This window comes from Flavobacterium chryseum, assembly GCF_004362015.1.
In the GTDB taxonomy this organism is placed as follows: Bacteria; Bacteroidota; Bacteroidia; order Flavobacteriales; family Flavobacteriaceae; genus Flavobacterium.
Genome location: NZ_SNWW01000005.1, coordinates 15,281 through 38,038, shown reverse-complemented (window position 1 = coordinate 38,038; position 22,758 = coordinate 15,281). Strand labels below are relative to the sequence as shown.

At 32.7% G+C, this 22,758-nt stretch carries 8 protein-coding genes; all 8 read left to right on the top strand.

Annotated elements, in window-relative coordinates; genetic code table 11:
- Positions 1–147: 147 nt before the first annotated feature.
- The 8 genes from EV143_RS11035 to EV143_RS11000 all read left to right on the top strand — a co-directional run bounded on the left by EV143_RS11035 (position 148) and on the right by EV143_RS11000 (position 22,625).
- Complete coding sequence (locus EV143_RS11035) at positions 148–4,623, top strand: non-ribosomal peptide synthetase (protein ID WP_133508002.1); 4,476 nt, start codon at positions 148–150, stop codon at positions 4,621–4,623.
- 153 nt (positions 4,624–4,776) lie between these two features.
- Positions 4,777–15,162 carry a non-ribosomal peptide synthetase gene (locus EV143_RS11030; protein WP_133508001.1) on the top strand — a complete coding sequence of 3,462 codons (10,386 nt, stop codon included), beginning with the start codon at positions 4,777–4,779 and terminating at the stop codon, positions 15,160–15,162.
- Positions 15,163–15,198: 36 nt separating this feature from the next.
- Positions 15,199–16,827, top strand: coding sequence for an MBL fold metallo-hydrolase (locus tag EV143_RS11025; RefSeq protein ID WP_133508000.1), 1,629 nt, complete (start codon positions 15,199–15,201; stop codon positions 16,825–16,827).
- 87 nt (positions 16,828–16,914) lie between these two features.
- Positions 16,915–17,616, top strand: a complete 702-nt coding sequence (locus EV143_RS11020; protein ID WP_133507999.1) for a thioesterase II family protein — start codon at positions 16,915–16,917, stop codon at positions 17,614–17,616.
- Between the two features lie 139 nt (positions 17,617–17,755).
- A complete protein-coding gene (locus EV143_RS11015) occupies positions 17,756–18,130 on the top strand; it encodes a BlaI/MecI/CopY family transcriptional regulator (protein ID WP_133507998.1) in 375 nt (124 codons plus the stop codon).
- A 16-nt stretch (positions 18,131–18,146) separates the two neighbouring features.
- A complete protein-coding gene (locus tag EV143_RS11010; RefSeq protein WP_133507997.1) occupies positions 18,147–19,508 on the top strand; it encodes a M56 family metallopeptidase in 1,362 nt (453 codons plus the stop codon).
- A gap of 120 nt (positions 19,509–19,628) precedes the next feature.
- Positions 19,629–19,988: a hypothetical protein gene (locus tag EV143_RS11005; protein ID WP_133507996.1), complete on the top strand. Its 360-nt coding sequence runs from the start codon at positions 19,629–19,631 to the stop codon at positions 19,986–19,988.
- Positions 19,989–20,174: 186 nt separating this feature from the next.
- A complete protein-coding gene (locus tag EV143_RS11000) occupies positions 20,175–22,625 on the top strand; it encodes an outer membrane beta-barrel family protein (protein ID WP_133507995.1) in 2,451 nt (816 codons plus the stop codon).
- Positions 22,626–22,758 lie beyond the last annotated feature (133 nt).

The following is a 22,758-nucleotide window of genomic DNA, read 5'->3' as shown; positions in this document are numbered from 1 at the left end:
AACAGTAAGAATACCAGTTTCTTAAATGATCTGATGTAATGTAATGCTCTTATAAAAGTCATCTTTAACAAATTTAGCCTCATATTTTTCACCTAGAGAATAGTAAAACATTCTTTGGATTACTATTCTATTATAGAAACCTAATGTATGGATACACTACAATTTTTAAATTATTTAGCGGAAGAAAATATCAGTATTGAATTATCTGAAGATAGTTTACAAATCTCCTATGCTACTGAGGAAATTTCGACTGTTACGATGCAGGAAATAAAAAAGCGTAAATCTGAGATTATTGATTTCTTAAAACAAGATGATAATCAGGAAAACGCAAATACGAAAAAAATATCTTTAGCACCAAAAGACTGGGATAATTATCCCTTAACGCCATCGCAATCAAGATCATGGATTGTAAGCCAAAATTCTGGAGATAATTATGCTTATAATATGTTTAAAGCATTTAGCTTTAAAGGAAATTTAGACGTTACGGCACTCGATAAAGCCTGTCATAAATTGATTGTCAGACATGAAAGTCTTAGAACTGTTTTTGCAGAAAATGACCACGGAGAAATAAGTCAATGGATCAAAAGTGCAGAAGCATTAAATTTTTCTATAAAACATATTGATTTTACCAACGAAGATACATCAGAACAAAGGTTAAGCTCTTTGATAAAGGAAGAAAGAGGAAAACCATTTAATTTAAAAACCGGTCCTATTTTTAAAGCTTCCCTAATACGTTTAGATACTGATGAATGGTTGTTTTTTATTATTATACATCACATCATTTGCGATAGCAGATCATTAAATATTTTGATACGTGATTTACTCTTTTTTTACAAAGAAGAGGTTTTGCAAATAAATAATTTGCTTCCGGGACTTCGATTACAATATAAAGATGTAGCCGTATGGAAAAGCAAACGCCTTCAGGATTTAAATTTAAGTAAAGAAAAAGCATATTGGTTAAATCAGCTAGGTGGTGAATTACCGTTGCTGCAATTACCGGAAGATTATAACAGACCAGCGGTTAGAAAGTCTGAAGTAGGAATGCAAAGGCGCGATATTGACGCAAAAAAAGCAAAACAATTTAAAGCATACTGCAGAAACGAAGGCGGAACTTTGTTTACGGGATTGATGACTTTGTTTAATTTATTGTTTTATAAATACAGCGGACAGAAAGATATTATTTTGGGATTTCCGGTATACGGAAGGGATTTTTCTGAATTAGAAGATCAGGTAGGATTTTATGCCGACACCATTGCTTTAAGAACCCGTTTTTTAGAAAATGATACTTTTAAAGAATTATTTAACAATGTAAATGCGCGTGCTTTTGAAGCCTACGAACACAGAGAATATCCTTTTGAAGAAATAGTAAATCAGCTTAATGCAGAAAGAGATCCGAGTCGAAACACCATATTTGATGTATTTGTGATCCTGCAAAATTTTAATGCATATTCCTTAGAAGATGATTTTCTGCAGGGAGGATTAAAAGTGAATGAATTTACAAAAAACCGTGAAGGTTACGCGGCTTATGACTTTACTTTCAATTTTTCAGAATTACAAGATGGCAGCCTCTTTTATGAAATAGAATATAATTTAGGAATCTATCTTGAAGAAACAGTAAAACGTTTAGGCGATCATTTAGAGTATTTAATGGATCAAATTTTAGCAAATGACGCTATTGCCATAAATCGTATGGAGTTCGTGAATCCTTCGGAACGCAAAAAGATACTAGATTGGAGCAGAAACGAATCAGATACTATTTTAGAGGATAAATCACTATGTAATAATCGTAGAACTTTAGATTTCGGTCTTTATTATTTTGGAAACACCGGAACAGAAGAAAATCAATATCAGATATTATTGGAAGGAGCCGTTTATGCAGATAATAATGGATACAGTGCTATCTGGACACCTGAGCGTCATTTTAATGAATTTGGAGGACCTTTCCCAAACCCAAGTGTATTAGGTGCAGCAATAGCAGCAAAAACTCAAAATATAAGTATAAGAGCTGGAAGCGTCGTTGCAGGACTTCATCATCCGATAAGAATTGCAGAAGAATGGTCTGTAGTTGATAATATTTCCGGTGGAAGAGCAGGTCTTTGTTTTGCCTCAGGATGGAATCCAAATGATTTTGTCTTCTTTCCTGAAAATTTTGATAATCGAAAAAATATTTTATTCGATAGTATAAAAGCGGTTCGCTCATTGTGGAGAGGAGATTCGGTAAATTTTAAAGGAAGTGATACTATAGAAAAACCATTTAGGATATTACCCAAACCAATTCAAAAAGAGCTTCCTGTCTGGATTGCCTGTGGAGGATCTACAGAAACTTATGAAAAAGCAGGAGAAATTGGCGCAGGAATTTTGACAGGCTTATTTAATGGCAATTTTAGCGAATTAGAAGAAAAAATTGCGGTCTACAGAAAGGCTTATAAAAAGAACAATCATAAAAAAGACGGTGATAAGGTAGTTCTCATGCTGCATACTTTTCTGGATGAAACGATAGAAAAATCTCACGAAAAAGCAAGACCATCCATGAAAAAATACCTTTTAAAGTCTTTAGAAATGAGCGGTAAATTGGCTTCAGAATATGGAAATGACCAATTAATTGAAAGCATAAACCCAAAAACAGTCGAAGAATTATTACTGTTTTCTGTTAATAAATACCTGAAAGAAAACAGCCTTATCGGGAATATTGAAAGTAGTTTTTCGATACTGAATAAAGCAGTACAATCAGGAGTAGACGAAATTGCCTGTCTCGTAGATTTTGGTATAGATAAAACAGCTGTGCTTGAAGCGTTACCCAGAATTACACAATTGAAGGATAGTTTTAACGAAATTAAAAATGGAGTTTCAGCTAAAAGTAATGAGCATTCAATAATACAACTTTTTCGGGAACAAGCTCTTTTATACCCCAACAATATTGTAGTTTCTGATGCTGATAGTTCTTTAACCTATGAAGAACTTTACCATAAATCTGAAAACTTTGCCCGGTATTTAAAGCTAAAAGGAGCAAAAAAAGGAATCATTATTCCTTTATGTGTAAATCGTTCTGTAGATCAATTGGTGGGAGTTCTAGGAATTATGTTAACCGGAGCTGCCTTTTTACCTATAGATTCAAGTTTCCCAAAAAGAAGAATTAATCAAATTATAGAAGAAATAAATCCTGAATTACTGGTATCTCAAGAAGAACATATGTCTCTTTTCTGGCCGGATATCGAAAAAATAGATATTTATAATTTCCCGATTATTGAAGATGCTACCGAAGCCGTAAAAATCAACGCTCAGGATTTAGCTTATGTAATGTTTACTTCGGGATCAACAGGAAAACCAAAAGGCGTGATGATAAGTCATGATGCACTTGAAAATGTAATACGGTCATTAATTCAGAAATTAGAATTAGATCATACTACAAAGTTTGTTGCCGTGACGCCTCTGATATTTGATATATCGTTATTAGAAGTTTTATTGCCTTTGGGCACAGGAGGGCAGGTTGTAATGACTAGTGAAAAGGAAGCAAATGATATTTACCATCTCAATAAATTTCTTAAAAACAATACAGTAAGTCATATGCTTACTACGCCTTCAAGATGGAAAATGCTTTTAGATACAGGCTGGAAAAATACAGAAAATCTTGTTGTTCTGGCTGCGGGAGAAGATCTGGATCAGCAGCTAAAAAACAAATTGGTAAAATTGAATGGCAAAGGAATCTGGAATCTTTACGGACCAACAGAAACAACCATTATCTCGAGCTTGCAATTTTTAGAAGAAGTAGATATCGTAAGCATAGGAAAACCAATTGATAAAACAGGATTATATATTTTATCTGAAGAAAAAATGTTAATGCCTGAAGGTGCTGTAGGTGAACTTTATATAGCAGGTAGGGGTCTTGCTTTAGGATATTTTAACGATCCTGTACTTTCAGCTAGCGTATTTGTGCCGAATACTGTAGATCCGGAAATGGGATCTTTGTTATATAAAACGGGTGATTTAGCAAAATGGCTGCCAGATGGAACTTTAAAATATATAGGCAGAAAAAACAGTCAGATAAAAATAAGAGGTTATCGTATTGATTTAAAAGAAATTGAAAATGTATTAGAACAATATTTATCGGTAAAAAAAGCGATTCTGTTACTGAATGAATCTAGAGAGGCAGAAAAAGAACTTACTGCTTATCTGAATACTGATGAAAAAATAGATTTTGTTTTACTAAGAGAATTTCTAAGAAGTTATTTGCCGGACTATATGATTCCTGAAAAATTTGTGACCATAAAGGAAATTCCGGTAACGGTAAACGGAAAAACAGATACCAAAAAATTACGCCTGCTGGAGAATGATAAAGTAACGACTCAAAATACGTTTTTTGCACCAAGAAATGAAACCGAAGGCGAACTTACTGAAATCTGGAAAAAGTTATTAATGCTGGAAGAAATAAGTGTAAAGGATAATTTCTTTTTTCTTGGCGGAAATAGCCTGAAACTGGCAAAAATGAAAAATGAGATTTATAAAAAGTTTGATATAGAACCTACCTCTTTAACCTTATTGCACAATCTCACCATAGAATCTTTTTCTATTGAGATCGAAAAATTATTGAACTACGATGATATGCTGATGAGGTTGAATCTATAAAAATTCAGCAGCTAATCAATCTTGTATTTTTTCTCGAAAATTATAAAATCAAACAACAGAATGCCTGATATCAAATAATTATTTGATAAGCATTAACGCATAAATTAAAATTTATCTAACAATAAAATTCAGTGTAAACCAAAAAACATAATTATGGGCTACGATTTATTTACAAAGCTTAAAAAACTTAATGTTACTGTAAAAGTAACAGACGGGCAACTTGATATTAAAGCTCCCAAAGGTGTTTTAGATGAAGAATTACTAATTGAAATTAAAACAAAAAAAGAAGATTTAATCAATCTGATTGGTAAATACACTAAGGATAAGGCCAATGAGAAAAATCAAATTCCCGTTGCACCAAAGAGCGAACATTATCCGTTATCGTCATCTCAAAAAAGATTGTGGGTTCTAAGTCAGATTGATACGGCAAATTTCTCATACAATATTCCAGGTCTGCAGGTTATTGAAGAAGTATTAAATGTCAATGCATTTATGCTGGCGACTCAGGATTTGTTTAACCGTCACGAGATTTTAAGAACTGTTTTTAAGTCTTTAGATAATGAAGATGTCAGACAGTTTGTAATAGCTGCTGAAGATTTTGAATTTCCTTTCCAGCAGATTGATGTTGATAATGATGAGGTTAAGTTAAATGAAATTCTGGCAGAAGTAAAAAACACCATTTTTGATCTTGAAAAAGGGCCTCTTTTTAAAGGAGTTCTGGTAAGAGTTACAGATAATAAATGGGTATTTTCATATAATATGCACCACATTATTAGTGATGGATGGTCGATGGATATTATGATTAATGAATTACTGAACAATTATATTCTTAGAAGAAAAGACGAATTCGTTTCAGGTCTTCCATTAAAAATTCATTACAAAGATTATGCAGTATGGCAGCAGCAGCGATTAGCCGATAAAGAATTTGATAAAGAAAAAAATTATTGGCTAACCAATCTTGAAGGCGATTTACCAACGCTTGCTCATTTTGGAGACAATCCACGTCCGGCTATTATGACTTACAACGGAAGTGTTGTAAAACGTACTATAGAAACTCTTTTAATTCAGCGATTTAAGTCTTTTTGCCAGGAGCAGGAAGGTACGTTGTTTATGGGTTGTCTTAGTATTTTAAATGTATTACTGCATAAATATACAGAACAGGAAGACTTTATTATTGGAAGTCCGGTTTCTGGCAGAACACACAAAGATTTGGCAGATCAAATAGGTTTTTATGTCAATACAGTGGCGCTTAGAACGCAATTGGAAGCAGATAATTCTTTTAAAGAAATTTTTCAGCAAAATAAAATTAGCACCCTGAATGCTATAGAAAATCAGAATTATCCTTTTGATGAATTATTGGATAATCTAAACGTGAAAAGAGATCTAAGCCGTAGTCCGCTATTTGATGTTATGATCTCGGTACAAAATGAAAATCAACTCAATCAAAAGGCAGATGATTTATCGTATAATGAGTTTCTTGACAGAAGAGTTAGTAAATATGATTTGACTTTTACATTTGTAGAAAAAGCAGCATCATTAACGGTTGAATTAGAGTATAACATGGATATTTTTTCAAAAGAAACCGCTTCGACACTTTTATATCATTTAGAAAACCTGTTGGTTGAAGTTCTCAAAAATCCTTCAGAAGAAATAAAATCGATCAATTGTCTGGATTCTGAAGAACAATTTGAACTCCTGGAAAATTTCAATAATACAGAAAAACAGTATCCGGACACGGGTTCTATTGTAAGCTTTTTTAGAGAACAAGTACAAAAAACGCCTCAAAATACAGCGCTGGTTTATAAAGATGTTTCTTTTACCTATTTAGAATTAGATGCTCTTTCAAATCAATTGTCTAATTACTTAGAAAAACAATATCTATTAGATAATGAAGATTTTATTGCCATTTTATTACAAAAAAACGAATGGCAGATTATAGCAATTTTAGCCATTTTAAAAGCGAAATGTGCTTATGTGCCAATAGCTTCAGATTATCCGGAAAGTAGAATTCAGTTTATTTTAGAAGATACCAAATGTAAATTGGTTATAACAGAGGAAGAGATTGCTAATTTTTTGAATGTGCAGGCTGAATATTCGGATGTTAAAACAAGTAGTCCGTTAAGTCCATCTCATCTGGCTTACGTTATGTATACTTCTGGTTCTACGGGAGTTCCTAAAGGAGCGTTGATAGAACATGGCGGAGTAATTCGTTTGGTAAAAGAAAATAATTACGTTCAGCTAACAGGAAAAGAAGCGCTGTTATCCACAGGTTCATTTTCGTTTGATGCGACAACTTTTGAATATTGGAGCATGTTACTTAATGGCGGAAAATTAGTTTTGTGTGATGAAAACACCTTACTGTCTCCTCATGAATTATCAAAAATAATCAAAGAAGAAGGAATCACGATCATGTGGTTTACAGTGGGATTATTAAATCAGATTATAGATGATAATATAGAATTGTTTGAAGGATTAGATACAATACTGGCGGGAGGAGATAAACTATCTTTTACGCATATTGATCGATTACAGCGTTCTTATCCGCACCTGGAAATCATAAACGGATATGGACCAACTGAAAACACGACTTTTTCTTTGACTCATAAAATAGGAATTTTAAATAATACCAATATTCCTATCGGTAAACCGATAACGAATAGTACCGTTTATATACTTGATAAAAATGATAATCTGGTACCAAAAGGAGTAATGGGCGAAATTTGTTTAGGTGGTGCCGGATTATCGAGAGGATATCTTAATCAGCCAAAACTAACCCGCGAAAAATTTGTATCACATATTTTTAAAGGAAACGAGCGTTTATACAAAACCGGAGATTTAGGAAGATGGCTTAAAGATGGAACCGTAGAGTTTTTAGGCAGAAAAGACAACCAAATAAAATTACGTGGTTACAGAATAGAATTAGGAGAAATCGAAAGTGTATTATCACAGCACGAAGCTGTAAATTCTTCATTGGTGATGGTTCATCAGGACAATGAAAATGAAAAGGTACTGGTTGCTTACATTACCGTAAATACGCCAGTAAATATTTCAAATTTAAAGCAATGGCTTTCAGAACGTCTGCCCTATTATATGGTACCTAATTATCTGGAAGTGCTTGATATTTTTCCATTAAATGTAAATGGAAAAGTAGACAGATCTAAATTGCCTTTACCGGAATCAATAAATTTTGATAAAAGAGAAGAGTATACAGAACCTGCTACAGCATTTGAAAAATCTTTGGCTAAACTATGGGAAGAAGTTTTAGGCATTTCAAAAGTAGGGTTGGAGGACAACTTTTTTGATATAGGCGGGCATAGTTTAAAAGCGACTAAATTAATTAGCAAAATTCACAAAGAATTTCAGGTAAAACTGAAACTAAAGGATTTATTTGTTCATGCCAGTCTGCAATCTCAATGCAAATTAATAGCCGAAGCACAACATTCAGGCTACAGCAAAATTCCCGTATTGACCAAACAAAATGGCTATCCGTTATCACTTATGCAACGCCGTTTATGGATATTGAGCCAGCATCAGGCCGCAAATATTGCCTACAACATGTCTGGAGCTTATGTTTTTGAAGGCGATTTAAATGTTCGTATTTTAGAAGAAGCATTTATACAATTGATCAAGCGTCATGAAATCCTGCGAACAAGCTTTAAAGAAGATGCTAACAGAGAAATACTTCAGTATGTTACTGAGCCTGAAAATGTTTCTTTTACCATAAAAAATATAGATTTGAGAGGAACAGAGAAATTAGTTCTTGATAAATATCTGTCTGAAGATTTAATAGCTCCGTTTGATTTATCTTCAGGAAAATTATTCAAAGCAAATATCTACAGAATATCCGATAATCGTTGGGTTTTTAGCAATGTCATTCATCACATTATTAGTGATGGCTGGTCTTTAGGTATAATTGTAAATGAATTATTATACCTGTACAATACACTCCTAACCGGAGGATCAGTAACATTGACTCCGCTAAATGTTCAGTACAAGGATTATTCATCATGGCAACTTAAAGAGTTAAGCGATTCCAGATTAGAATTTCATAAAGGTTATTGGATAAATCAGTTTAAAGGAGATTTGCCTGTTTTAGATTTATCCGGAGGAAAACAGCGCCCAATTACAAAAACATATAATGGAGGCGTTTATAATAAAATAATTTCAGCCGAACTAAGTAATAAATTGGCAGAATTCCTTAAAACAGAAGAAACCACTTTGTTTATGGGATTGTTAAGTGCGGTTAATGTATTGTTTTACCATTACACCAAGCAGGAAGATATTACAATAGGAAGTCCAATAGCGGGCAGAGACCACGCCGATTTAGAAAACCAAATTGGTTTTTATGTCAATACACTGGCTTTGAGAACCATTTTTTTGAAAAATGATACTTTCAAAACAGTTTTAGCTAAAGTAAAAGAAGTTGTTTTAGGCGCTCACGAACACCAGTTATATCCTTTTGATGAATTAGTTTCATCCCTGAATATTACAAGGGATATGAGTCGTAATCCATTATTTGATGTGCAGGTTATTGTTCAGAATAATCAGGATACTGCTAATACAGAATTAAAAAACTTAGCTGTTACGGCTTACCAGGGCGAATTGCCTCAGTCTAGCGTATTTGATTTGGTATTTAATTTTGTTGAATCTGAAAATGGATTAGCGACAAGTATTATTTATAATAGTGATGTATTTGATTCAGAAAGAATTGAACAATTTGCCAGCCATCTTGAACATTTATTGGCTGCTTTATTGCAGGATACAGAATTGCCAATAGAAGAAGTAAAATGGTTATCTGAAGAAGAAAAACAGCATTTACTAAGTTTTAATTCGAAACAAATGGACTATGACCAATCAAAAACGGTCATAGAAATGGTAAACGATCAGGTGAACAAAAATCCTGAAGCAATAGCAATTGCTTTTGAAGGAACTCAGATTACTTATCTTGAATTACACGAACGCTCGAATCAGCTGGCTCATTTTTTACTTGAAAATTATACGATAGAACCTAATGATTTTGTGGGTATAATGATGGATCGCTCGGAGCTGATGTTTATTGGGATTTTAGGAATATTAAAAGCAGGAGCTGCCTATGTGCCTATAGATCCTGATTATCCGGTTTCAAGAAAAGAATTTATTCTAAAAGATACCAACGTAAAAGTACTGTTGACGCAATCTGATTATATTTTTGATTTAGCGTATTATCAGGGAGAAATATTTGCAATGGATTTGCAGATGGATACTTTAACAAATTCAGTAACCAATTCAGAAATAAATGTTTTACCGGAACACTTGGCTTATATTATTTATACGTCAGGATCTACAGGAAATCCAAAAGGAGTTATAGTAACACATGCTAATTTACAGCATTCGTTAGCACCAAGAAATGACGTATATGTTCCTATAAAATGTTTCTTATTATTGTCATCTTTTGCTTTTGACAGTTCGGTAGCAGGAATATTCAGCACGTTAACAAACGGAGGGAAATTAGCCATAACGACTAATGCCAATATTGCGAATGTAAACTTTATTGCTGATTATATTGTTGCTGAAAAAGTTAGCCATTTATTAACGGTTCCTTCTTATTATAAATTGCTTTTAATGGCTTTACAAGGCAAAGAAACTGCTCTGGAAGAAGTTACAGTAGCTGGAGAAACCTGCCCGATAAGTTTAATTGAAGATCATTTTAAAAGTAAAATAGGGCAATCAGGCTGTCAGTTATTTAATGAATATGGTCCTACTGAATGTTCGGTTTGGAGTAGTGTTCACAAATACGAAGAAGGAAAACCAGTAACAGCAACCATCGGAAAACCAATTGCCAATACGCATATTTATATTTTAAACGATAAAGAAGATTTGGTTCCCGTAGGCGTAATTGGTGAATTGCACATTGGCGGTAATGGCGTTACCAAAGGATATTTGAACAATTCGGAATTAACGAATCAAAAATTTGTAAAAGATCCGTTTCAGAAATCGGGACTTATGTACAAAACCGGCGATTTAGGAAGATGGAATTCAGAAGGAGAAATTGAATTTCTTGGACGAAAAGACAATCAGGTAAAAGTAAGAGGATATCGTATCGAATTAAACGAAGTACAATATGCTATCGAGCAATCTGGCTTTATACAATCTGCTGTGGTTTTAACAAAAGAAAACAAATCTGGCGATAATGAATTGTATGCTTATTTGGTTGCAGACGAAGCATTAAATACTTCAGATCTAAAAAATTACCTGAAAGATTTACTGCCAGGTTATGCCGTTCCTGCTCACTTTATTACGTTGTCTGGTTTTCCTGCAACACCAAACGGAAAAATTGATACTAAAGCATTACTGGAAATTGGTGATAGCGATAACAGAACCGGAGAAGATTACGTAGCGCCACAAACCGAAGAAGAAATTGCCTTAGTCAATATTTGGCAAACTGTTTTGGACAAAGAAAAAATAGGCGTAAACGATCGGTTCTTTGATTTAGGAGGTGACTCAATTAAGGTATTAAAAATTGTTAACGGTATTTATAACGAAATGCGGCTAGAAATCAGTATTTCAGATGTTTATACCTACGCTAACATCTCAAAATTAGCTGATTTTATCATCCATAATAAAAAATCGCTTGATAGCAGAAAAGCAGAAAGTACAGAGGCCAGAAAAGATGTTGTAAACTATATTGATGCTATCAAAAATAGTGTTTTAGAATCTTTGGATCAAAACAAATCGGAGGCTATAGAAGATTTGTACCCAATGAGTGACATTCAGAAAGGAATGGTTTACGAATCCTTATTGTATGAAGGAACGAGTATTTATCACGATCAAATCATTAATCAGAGACAGTTCGTCAATTTTGATATTTCGGTTTTCAGATTGGCGATGCAATTAATGGTGAACAAGCATGAGATTCTAAGAACAGGTTTTAACATGCATGATTATGAGCAGGAAGTTCAAATCGTGTATAAAAATATTGAGATTCCTGTAGTTTACCAGAATTTATCTCATCTGGATTCTCTGAAAGAAAAAGAACAGGTTATTGGCGCATTTCTTCAGTCAGAATTAGCAAAACCGTTTGATTTGACTAGCATACCTTTATTCAGAATGGCCGCTTTTAATATTGGTGATGATATGATTGTTTTTGTTTCTCAATGTCATCACGCTATTATTGACGGCTGGAGTGATTCGATGCTTTTAACAGAATTAAATAACTTATATCTGAATCTTTTAGAAGATATTACATTCAAACCTGAAAAAATAAAAGCCAGTTATAAAAACTATGTAATCGAACACGAAATCGATAAAAAAGATACTGAAATTCAGTCATTTTGGAAAGAAGAATTACAAGATTCAAGCAAACTCAACATCTTTACCAATACGCCTGTAAGCAGTATTTACGGAAACATATTGTCTGAAAATGAAGTAAGTGAATTAAAATTGCTGGCATCTAATTCCGGTACAACCGTAAAAGAGGTTTCCTTGAGCGCTTACTTGTATATGTTAAGTATTTTAAATGCTGATCCGGATGTTGTGACAGGTTTAGTAACCAACAACAGGCCAAGCTGCGAAGATGGAGATAAAATTCTAGGATGTTTTTTAAATACCATTCCGCTTCGTTTTGCTATTAATTATGAGGTAACCGTAAAAGATTTTATCCTTGAAGTTCAGCATAAATTAATCGCACTTAAAAAATACGAAAGACTTAGTTTATTACAAATAGCAAGTTTGTCTGATAATCAGCAAAGTAATGAGAATCCGTTTTTTGATGTTTATTTTAACTATGTCGATTTTTATACTTACAATAAGATAAAAAGCGAAATAAAAGAAAACAGCAATCCCGATAAAGAAGAAGAAAGCGTTTCGTTAATAGGAGCCAATAAAACAAATACATTTCTAGATTTTAATGTAAACACAACAGGTGATCTGTATCACGCAAGTCTTTCGTTAACCAAAATACTAAAATCAGGATTAACAGTAGAACAGGTAAATGATTTATACTTTTCGATATTACGATCCTTTATCGCTTCTCCACACCAATTACTGAAATCAGTAGATTATTTAGGCGCAAAAGAAAAACATACTTTGCTGCATGAATTTAATGATACCAAGCATGAATTTCCTTCAGAAACAACATTGGGAGAATTATTTATAAAACAGGTAAAAAATACGCCTGATAAAATTGCTTTGGTATTTCAACAAAAAGAATTCACTTTCGCTGAACTAAATGAAAAATCAAATCAATTAGCACATTATCTGAAAGCCAATTATACTTTGGGTGCAAACGACTTAATAGCCGTAGCATTACCAAGAAGTGAGTGGATGATTACAGCCATTTTAGCGATACACAAAATAGGCGGTGCTTATGTGCCAATAGATCCTAAACATCCTCAGGATCGTATTGATTACATAGTTCAGGACAGTGCGAGTGCCTTAATTATAGATGCAAAAGTGCTTGGGGAATTTCAGGCCGTAGCCGAAAATTATTCAAATGAGAATCTGACATTAATCAATAAACCTACAGATGTTGCTTATGTACTTTATACATCAGGCTCTACAGGAAACCCTAAAGGATGTATATTGGAACACAGTGGAGTTGTAAACAGAATTCAGTGGATGTGGGAAGCATTTGATTACACCAATCAGGATGTTATTTTACAGAAAACAACATTCACTTTTGATGTTTCGGTTTGGGAAATTTTTATGCCATTGTGCTGGGGAACCAAAATGGTATTATGTTCTGATGAAGATGTTAGTATTCCTCAAAATATAGAAACTTTAATAAAAAATCATAAAGTGACTTGTCTGCATTTTGTACCAAGTATGCTGGATGTTTTCATAGACAGTTTATTCTATGAAGCGTATGATTTTAGTAACCTAAGCAGTTTAAAACAGGTTATTACCAGTGGAGAAGCTTTACAATTAAATACTGTTAAAAAATGGTATGAAAAACTGGAAACGCCAATACAAAATTTATATGGACCAACAGAAGCTTCTATTGATGTGACCTATTATACCACCTCAAAACAGGATACTGTTATCCCAATTGGTAAACCGGTCTGGAATACTTCGATTTACATTTTAGACGCAAATAATAATCTTGTTCCTATCGGATGTTCAGGCGAAATTTATTTAGCAGGAACCGGATTAGCAAGAGGATATCTCAACCGTCCGGAATTAACAGCAGAAAAATTTGTAGCAAACCCTTTTGCTCCCGGCGAAAAAATGTATAAAACCGGAGATATAGGAAAATGGACTTCTGACGGAAATATCATTTATGCAGGAAGAAACGACAATCAGCTTAAAATAAGAGGATTTAGAATTGAGCTGGGAGAAATTGAACAATGTTTATTAGAAATCGAAACGTTGGATTCTGCAACGGTATTAGCCAGAAAATCGGCATCAAATGAGATAGATCTTGTTGCTTATATAGTAAGTAATCAGGAATTGGATGTAAAAGGAATTAAAGGAACTTTAAAAAAGAAACTTCCTGAATATATGGTTCCGAATCATTTTGTGAAACTAGAAACACTGCCGCTTACGCTAAATGGAAAACTCGACAGAAAAAAATTACTGGCCATTTCTACAGATTCAGAAGGACAGACTGTTGAAATAGTAAAACCTGAAAATGATGTAGAAAAAAAGATTCTTCAAATATGGAAAGAAATTTTATCTAAAGAAGAAATAAGCGTTACAGCTAACTTTTTTGAAATAGGAGGTCATAGTTTACGAGCCATCAAATTGCAGTCTATGCTAAAAAGAAAAATTGGTTTGGATTTTTCTATAAAAGACATTTATAACAGACCAACCATAAAAAGACTGGCATCTGATAAAGAAAAATCAAATTCATTATTAATAGACTTACAGATTAATAACCGTAAAAATATAATCTATTTCATTCCGCCATTAACAGGCAGTTCAATCTTGTATCATCCTTTGGCTAAAGTTTTAAGCAACGAATTTGACTCAGTCGGATTCCAGTATCAAGGTTTAGAACACGGAGAAGAATTCTCTTTATCAATTAAAGAAATGGCAAAATCTTTTCTCGACGAAATCAAAAATCGCCAAACCCACGAGCCCTTTATAGTTTTGGGTTATTCTATGGGAGCAGCCATTGCCTTTGAAATAGTAAGAGAACTAGAAAAATACTATAGCAACATAGATTTAATTCTGGTAGACAGGCCTACTACTGTAGAAGCAGATCAGCTCGAGTTGCAAAACATGGATCATCAGGCCAACTGGTTGCTTGCAGAATATAAAAAGGTCATAAAGCTGGATGAAGAGCAAGAGAAACGTACGCTGGCTTTCTTAAAAAACAATTTAGTGCTTAATAACCAGTACCAGCTTGAAGGAAAAATTTCAAGCAATATTTATGTCTTTGAGGCAACCGACAATAAATATAAAGGCAACATGCAGAATTGGCAAGATTACACCAACGGAGATTTTAAACATCATTATCTATTGGGTACGCACTGGGATGCTGTTTCTGAGCAAAATTTTGAAAGCTATCGCGAATTATTTAGAAGTATTTACAAAAAAACGAGTATAGAAACCATTTAATCACAAATCAAATTTTAAAAATAAATCATAAAAACAATGGAAAGTCAAGATCAGTATTATTTTAAACCGAACGTTATTATTGGACCATTAGTAGATAAATGGTATGCATGGACACATTTAATATCGCCTGCAACGGCAGCAATGAATATTGTCGAGAGACATTTAAAAATAATGAACTCTTATATTCAGGCGCCAATGATTCACGAAGCAGCAGTTAAAAATCCTAAAATGCTGGGTGGCCCTTTTATGGATTATGAAACAAGAAGAGTAGAGGAAGTAAAGGAACTAAAAGCCGAAATTCTTGAAAAACAAGCAAACGCCATAGCATTATCTGATGCCATAAAAGAATTAGATAGAATGCTAAAAACCAAAGCTAAAGGAGCTTCTCTTGAACCTTTGTATAAAGATGTTCCGGAGATTTTAAAAGGGTATGTAGAACTGGTTTATGATTTAAATAACAACGTTTCGTTTCGTTTTTTTGAATCGTTATTGTACAGCAGCCCTTTTTATTCTAAACAATCGCAGTCTATTTCTTTGTGGGAAACCTTAAATGACGAACGTCCGTTTTGTTTAAGTACACCACAATTAGAAGATCCTAAAGTATTGCAGTTAGATATTCCGTTTGATCATAAAGGAATTGATACCTTAAGCAGAATGAAAAGAAATCCGGGATCTATTGAAGACGTTGCAGAAGAATTGGGCGTTACAGAAGATCAAATGGAATTGTTCAAAACTTTTTTCACCAAAAAAGAACATCCAACGTATAAAAAATATACCGGAGACAAAGCGAGAATGCGTTATTTGGGACATGCCTGTATTTTGATAGAAACCAAAAATGTGAGTATTCTTGTAGATCCTTTAATCAGTTATTATGGCTATGAATCTACAGTAGAACATTTCTCTGATATTGACCTGCCAGACGTTATTGATTATGTTTTGATTACACACAATCATCAGGATCATATTGTATTAGAAACACTTTTACCGCTTAGACATAAAATTAAAAACATCATAGTTCCCGTAACAACAAGTGGCGCACTTCAGGATCCGAGTATCAAACTGGCGTTTCAAAGTATCGGATTTAAAAATGTCATCGAAATAGATGAAATGGAAGAAATAAAATTTGAAAACTGTATCATTACAGGACTTCCGTTTACGGGTGAGCATAGTGATCTTAATATCAGGGCAAAATCTTGTTACCACGTTGCCATCAATGAATTAAGCTTTTTGTTTGTAGCAGATTCACGTGTTATGGAGCCTCGATTATACGAACACATTCAGCGTGTTAAAGGAGATGTAGATGTATTGTTTTTAGGTATGGAATGCGCAGGTGCACCTTTGAGCTGGCTTTATGGCTGCTTAATGACCGAAAATATTAATAGAGAAGACGATCAGTCAAGGCGTCTGGCAGGTTGCGACAGCGACAGAGGCTTATCATTGGTTGATATTTTTAAACCAAAAGAAGCTTATGTCTACGCAATGGGAATGGAGCCCTGGTTAGAATTTATAAGCAGTATCAAATATACGGAGGAATCTTTGGCAATCATAGAATCAAACAGATTAATAAACAGCTGTAAAGAAAATGGAATTATCGCTGAAAGATTATTTGGAGAAAAAGAATTGCTATATGATTATGAGTTAAAAAGTGAATTAGTAGACAATTAATTTAAAGCCATTGGTAAATTAATTGATGTAAAACCTTGTTTTAGTTTATAAAACAAGGTTTTACTAACAAATAATACAAATATTAAAATGAAAAAAAAACAACTATTCTTATTGCACTTTGCGGGAGGGAGTATCTATTCTTTTGAATTCTTAAGGTCTCATTATATCGATTTTGAAATGGTACCGGTAGAACTTCCCGGCAGAGGAAAAAGGGTGAAAGAAAAATTATTAACTTCTTATAAAGAGGCTATTAATGATATTTTTTCTCAAATAACGGATAAACTTAACGGAGAGCCTTTTATTATTTATGGACATAGTTTAGGGTCATCTTTAGGATTAGGAGTTACAGATTTATTAGAAAAAAACAATACGCCGCCGCAATGTCTTATTGTAAGTGGAAACGCCGGACCAGGACTTATACCAAGAACGAAAAGATCTGATTTAGAAAGAGCCGATTTTATCGCAATGCTCAATGAATTAGGAGGATTACCCGAAGAATTATTACAAAGCGATGAGTTATTAGATTTTGTCATACCCATACTCAGAGCAGATTTTGAAATTGTTGAAGAGCATTTTTATGCCGAAAACATTATTGTCAATGCTCCTATTGTAGCTGTAATGGGAAATTTGGAAAAATATGTAGATCAGATTAACAACTGGAAAAAACATACGCTCTCTGAGTTTAAACCTTATGTATTAAAAGGGCACCATTTTTTTATACATAATAATGTAGAGCGGCTGATTGAAATTTTTGATACCAGTTTTAACGATTGTGCCAGCCTTAAATAACAATTACTTCATTTTAAGAATGCTGAACTATCGTAAAGTAAGGGCGTTTAAAAAAAATAACTATAAATGTGATTTTTTTTTTAAGAATGCTGTAGGTACGAAAAAAAACGTACCTTTGGTAAAGCAAAATACAAAAGTCATGGAAAGTAAAGATAATGAACTAACTAAGTCAGAAATAGAAATCCTGAGCATTCTTTGGAAATACGGTGGATCAAGCGTTCGTTTTGTAAATGATAAATTAAATGAAGAACGCCCTGTAAAATATACTACGACACTAAAGCTAATGCAGATTATGAATGACAAAGGTATTTTGTCCAGAGATAAAAGCAATATGCAGCATGTATATTATGTAGTCGAAAACCAGGAAGAAACCAAAACTTTTTTGCTTGAAAAATTCTTAAACAGAATATTTGACGGTTCTGTAGAAAATTTGATGATCCAGCTTTTGGGAAACAAAAAAACTTCAAAAGAAGAACTGTCAAAGATTAAGGATTTATTAGATAAAATGGAATAAACTTAAATAGGAGAAAATGGAAGCTTTTTATAAAACACTACTCGACATATTTATAAGCTCTTTTGTATTTGGTATTCTATTGGCAGTTGCAGCTTATATTTTTATGCATTTTACTTCGCATTTTAAAGCGCAGATAAGATATAATGTATTAGTATTAATGTTGTTTGTATTTGTTGCTATAATTCTGTTTTTTGGAATTAGTCATTTAAGTACTGCTTACCAAGGAATTAATAGTAACAAATACATTCTGTTGCCTGATTTGGCTCATAATACAGAAAATTTAAGTTCTCAACCCATTCAAATTTCAAAAGTATTCTTGTTTTTAGAGAATCTATATGTAAGAATGTATGATTTTGCTTTAGAAATAACCTTAGTATGGTGTTTGATATTTTGTTATAAAATGATTAAATTATTTTGTGGAGTTCGGAATATAAAAAGACTCATTATCAAAAACAAAATAGAACTAAACGGAGACTGGAATCAAAAAATACTACAGTTTTGTGACAAAGTAGGAATCAAAAAAAAAATCAAAGTATATCTTTCATCTACCATCAGTTCACCGGTTGTTTTGGGCTTTTTCAGACCAATTGTTTTAGTGCCAATTCAACTTACAACAGGATTGTCTCAAGATCAGCTCGAAGTCGTAATTTATCATGAATTGATGCACATAAAAAGGTATGATTCCATTGTAAACTTGATTCAGAATTTCTTAGAAGCTATTTTCTTTTTCAATCTGCCATTTATCTGGTTTTCTAATCTCATTAAAAATGAAAGAGAAAAATGTTGTGATGATGCAGTATTAGAAATTACCCATAACAAAAAAGACTATATAAGCGCATTGTATTATTGTGCTGCAATAGACATAGAAAATCCGGCTTTATCATTAGGTTTTTCGGGTAATCGTGAAGTATTATTAGAAAGAGTGGAAAGAATTTTATTAGAAGATCAAAACGATATCAGCAAAGTTAATTTTACAAAATTTCATCTTTTCGGAGTATTTCTTTTTGTCCTGCTAATAGGTGCATTTAGTCAGTTAAAAATTCGTAATACATTTAATTTTTTGCCTGAAACTTCAATAAATGAAACGGAAAAAAGTTCAAAAGATAAAGATTATTATACCATTACAGGAATTACGGCTAATGTTATGTCTGAAAAGGAAGGTGAGAAAATAGTATCGACCTTAAATGTAATGATCGATCAGATGATTGATGAAGAGCTTATTATAACCAATGATAAAGACTTATCATTTATGTTAGATGATAATCAGTTAGTTATTAACGGAAAAACTCAGCCTTCGCATATTTTTGATAAATACCAAAGCAAATACATAAAAAAGAGTGATTGGCGTATCTGCTATAATTTTAAAGTAAAAAAGTAATAATCCTTTCAGGAATACTTCTAAAATAATACTTCTAAAATAATACTTCTAAAATAATACTTCTAAAATAATACTTCTAAAATAATACTTCTAAAATAATACTTCTAAAATTAATACATTATGAAAAAGACTAAAGCATTAATTGCTGCTTCCCTGATTTTTATCTCGGGTGGATGCATGGCCCAAAGCAATCAAAAGGAGAAAGCAGAAAATCAATTGACTATTACGGGCATTACCGGAAAATCTATAAAAGGATCTCCTAATGAAAAAAGTATGACAAAACTAATTAATGATATCAGCAATCAAATTTTAAAAGAAAAACTGGTAACTACAAACGCTAGTGATTTGTCCTATATTCTTAACAATAAAGAGTTTATAATAAACGGAGTTGCGCAAACACAAGAGGTACATTTGAGATATAAAAAACAATATATCAAGAACCACACAGACTGGAACATTTGCAAAAATTATAAAGCATAATAACCAAAGTCTTTATTCTGTACTAAAGCTTCTTTTTTTTAGTATACTCCTTAATAGCGCTTGATATATAGTTCACTACTTTCAAAGCCTCATCCTTTATATCCTTTAAATTTTATCAACCTAATAGATTCTGAGTTTGCTTCATTGCATTCTCACAGGGATTTTATTCAATATATTTAAAAAATAATGAAATATAATTATATGCCTATACATTATATCACTTTGTTATGCCTGCTTATTTTTCTGTATAATCCAATGTATGCACAAAATTCGAATGCATCAATTTCAGGAAACGTTATTGATGCAGAGAATAAAGAGCCCGTTATTTTTGCGACAATTCTTTTGATGAATGATAAACAGGAAATGCTGATAAAAAGTGAACTATCTCAGGATAAAGGAGATTTTAGTTTTAAAAACCTGAAAAGCGGTACTTATAAAATTAAAATCGTCCATGACGACTATAATACGTTTAAGACGGAAATTATTACTTTAAAAGAAGACGAACAAAAAGTATTGTCGCGTATAGATATACTTAAATCGATAAAAAAAGAAAGTTTAAACGAAGTAATTGTATACAAACAAAAAAAGTTTATCGAAAGCAAAATCGACCGCACTATTTTGAATGTAGATGCTCTTGAATCTAATACCGGAATAACAGCTTTAGAATTATTAAAAAAAGCTCCCGGAACAACTATAAGTGATCAGGGCGTTGTAAGTTTAAACGGAAAAGCAAATGCAACCATTTTTATTGATGACCGCCCAACGTATTTATCAGGCGCTCAACTGGAAAGTTTTTTAAGTGGACTATCTTCGGATAACATAGATAAAATCGAAATCATGACCAATCCGCCTGCTAAATATGAAGCAGCAGGAAATGGCGGAGTCATCAACATCAAACTTAAAAAAAGTAAAAAAGAAGGAGAAAACGGAAGCATTGTTTTGGGTGTAAGACAACACAAATTTACAGAGTACAATACCACTTTTAATTTAAACAAGAAAAAAGAGAATTATAATATATTTTTGACAGGAAACATTGCTTACAAAAAGCGCTTTCAGGATCTTTATATCAATAGAGATTATACCGATACTGGCAGTATCAGCAGACAGGAAACGAATAATGTTGGAGATGGTATCCTGACGAACATAAAGTTTGGGGCCGATTATAATCTTTCAAAAAATACGGTGATCGGAATTTCTACGAATGGTTTGATCTGGAACGGAAACGATAAAGATGACAGCCGAAATTACATTAACAATTCAGCCCAAATTAATGATTCGATTATAAAAACAATAGGAAATTCAGATAATAAATTCATTAACAGCGGCATAAATCTAAACGTCAATCATAAATTTAATGAAAAGAGTGACATTAGTGCCAATTTAGATTACTTACTGTACGATTCAGATCCTTATCAGAGATACAAAAACTCGATTCTTTTTCCGGATGTAAACAAAAATTATTCGGATATGCTCGTAGGAGGTTCAACTTCTAATGTAAATATCTATGCTGGAAAGTTAGACTACTCTAATCAGATTACTAAAAAAACAAATTTTCAGACAGGATTTAAACATAGTTATATTAAAACAGATAATGAAAGTACTTATTTTGATATCGTAAATGACATTACAACTCCAAACCTCAATCAGAACAATAAGTTTTTATACAAAGAAAATATTACAGCATTATATGTTAGTTCAAACACAAGTTTTGAAAGACTTTCTATGCAGCTCGGGCTTAGATATGAAACCGTAAAAATTGAAGGTGATCAGTTAGGAAACGAAATAAAACCCAGAACCAAGAATAAAACAGATTATGATAATTTTTTCCCGACGTTATATTTTTCTTATAAATTAGATTCGCTGGCAAATAATACGATCGGAATTAATTACGGAAAAAGAATCGACAGACCTTTTTATCAGGATCTAAATCCAGTTGTTATTCAGGTAGATAAAGTAACATTCTATAAAGGAAATCCCTATCTGAAACCTTCTATAACTAATTCTATAGAAGCGTCATACGGACATAAAAGTCTCCTGAATGTTAGTTTAGCATACAGTAAAATTGACGATCAGATTCAGGAAACGATAGAAATTGTAAACAACATATATTACAGCGTACCCGGAAATATAGGAAACACGAAAGTCACTAATCTTAGTGTTAGCTCTACTTTTAATCTTAGCAGCTGGTTAACCTTTAGCGGCAATGCGCAATTATCTTATACAGATACTAAAAGTAATTTCTTTGAGGGCAAATTGCATACGTATGGTTATAATTTCAGAATTGATCCCGTATTGCAAATAAAACTAAAGAACGATTACAACATTGAGCTTTTTGGCCGCTATGTAGGCAAAGCATATGTTGCTCAGTTTACAACAGATCCGTATTGGTTTCTGGATATAACGCTGAGTAAAAAACTTTCCAGCAGAAGTTTATTAAAAGTAGTTTGTACAGATGTTTTTAGAACCTACATCAACAAGGGGGTAATCAACAATCTGGTCAATACAAATGCAGACTACAAAACGTTAACCAATTCAAGACAGCTTAGAGTATCTTTTACGTATAATTTTGGAGATAAAGTCTCTAAACAAGAAAAAGAAAATACAAGTATAGATAACGAAAAAAGCAGAATTAAGTAATTCGAAATTTTTTAATTCTTACCCAATAATCCACATTCATTTTTCCTCATAATTTAAAAATGAAGATTCATTTTCAGTAGAATTTAGAATCTCCATTTTTAAATAAGGTATCCCTGTTCCTTAAACTTTATAA

Coding starts and splice junctions, on each gene's coding strand:
- EV143_RS11005 (WP_133507996.1), top strand. CDS start 19,629: ATGAAAAAGACTAAAGCATTAATTGCTGCTTCCCTGATTTTTATCTCG.
- EV143_RS11035 (WP_133508002.1), top strand. CDS start 148: ATGGATACACTACAATTTTTAAATTATTTAGCGGAAGAAAATATCAGT.
- EV143_RS11020 (WP_133507999.1), top strand. CDS start 16,915: ATGAAAAAAAAACAACTATTCTTATTGCACTTTGCGGGAGGGAGTATC.
- EV143_RS11000 (WP_133507995.1), top strand. CDS start 20,175: ATGAAATATAATTATATGCCTATACATTATATCACTTTGTTATGCCTG.
- EV143_RS11015 (WP_133507998.1), top strand. CDS start 17,756: ATGGAAAGTAAAGATAATGAACTAACTAAGTCAGAAATAGAAATCCTG.
- EV143_RS11025 (WP_133508000.1), top strand. CDS start 15,199: ATGGAAAGTCAAGATCAGTATTATTTTAAACCGAACGTTATTATTGGA.
- EV143_RS11030 (WP_133508001.1), top strand. CDS start 4,777: ATGGGCTACGATTTATTTACAAAGCTTAAAAAACTTAATGTTACTGTA.
- EV143_RS11010 (WP_133507997.1), top strand. CDS start 18,147: ATGGAAGCTTTTTATAAAACACTACTCGACATATTTATAAGCTCTTTT.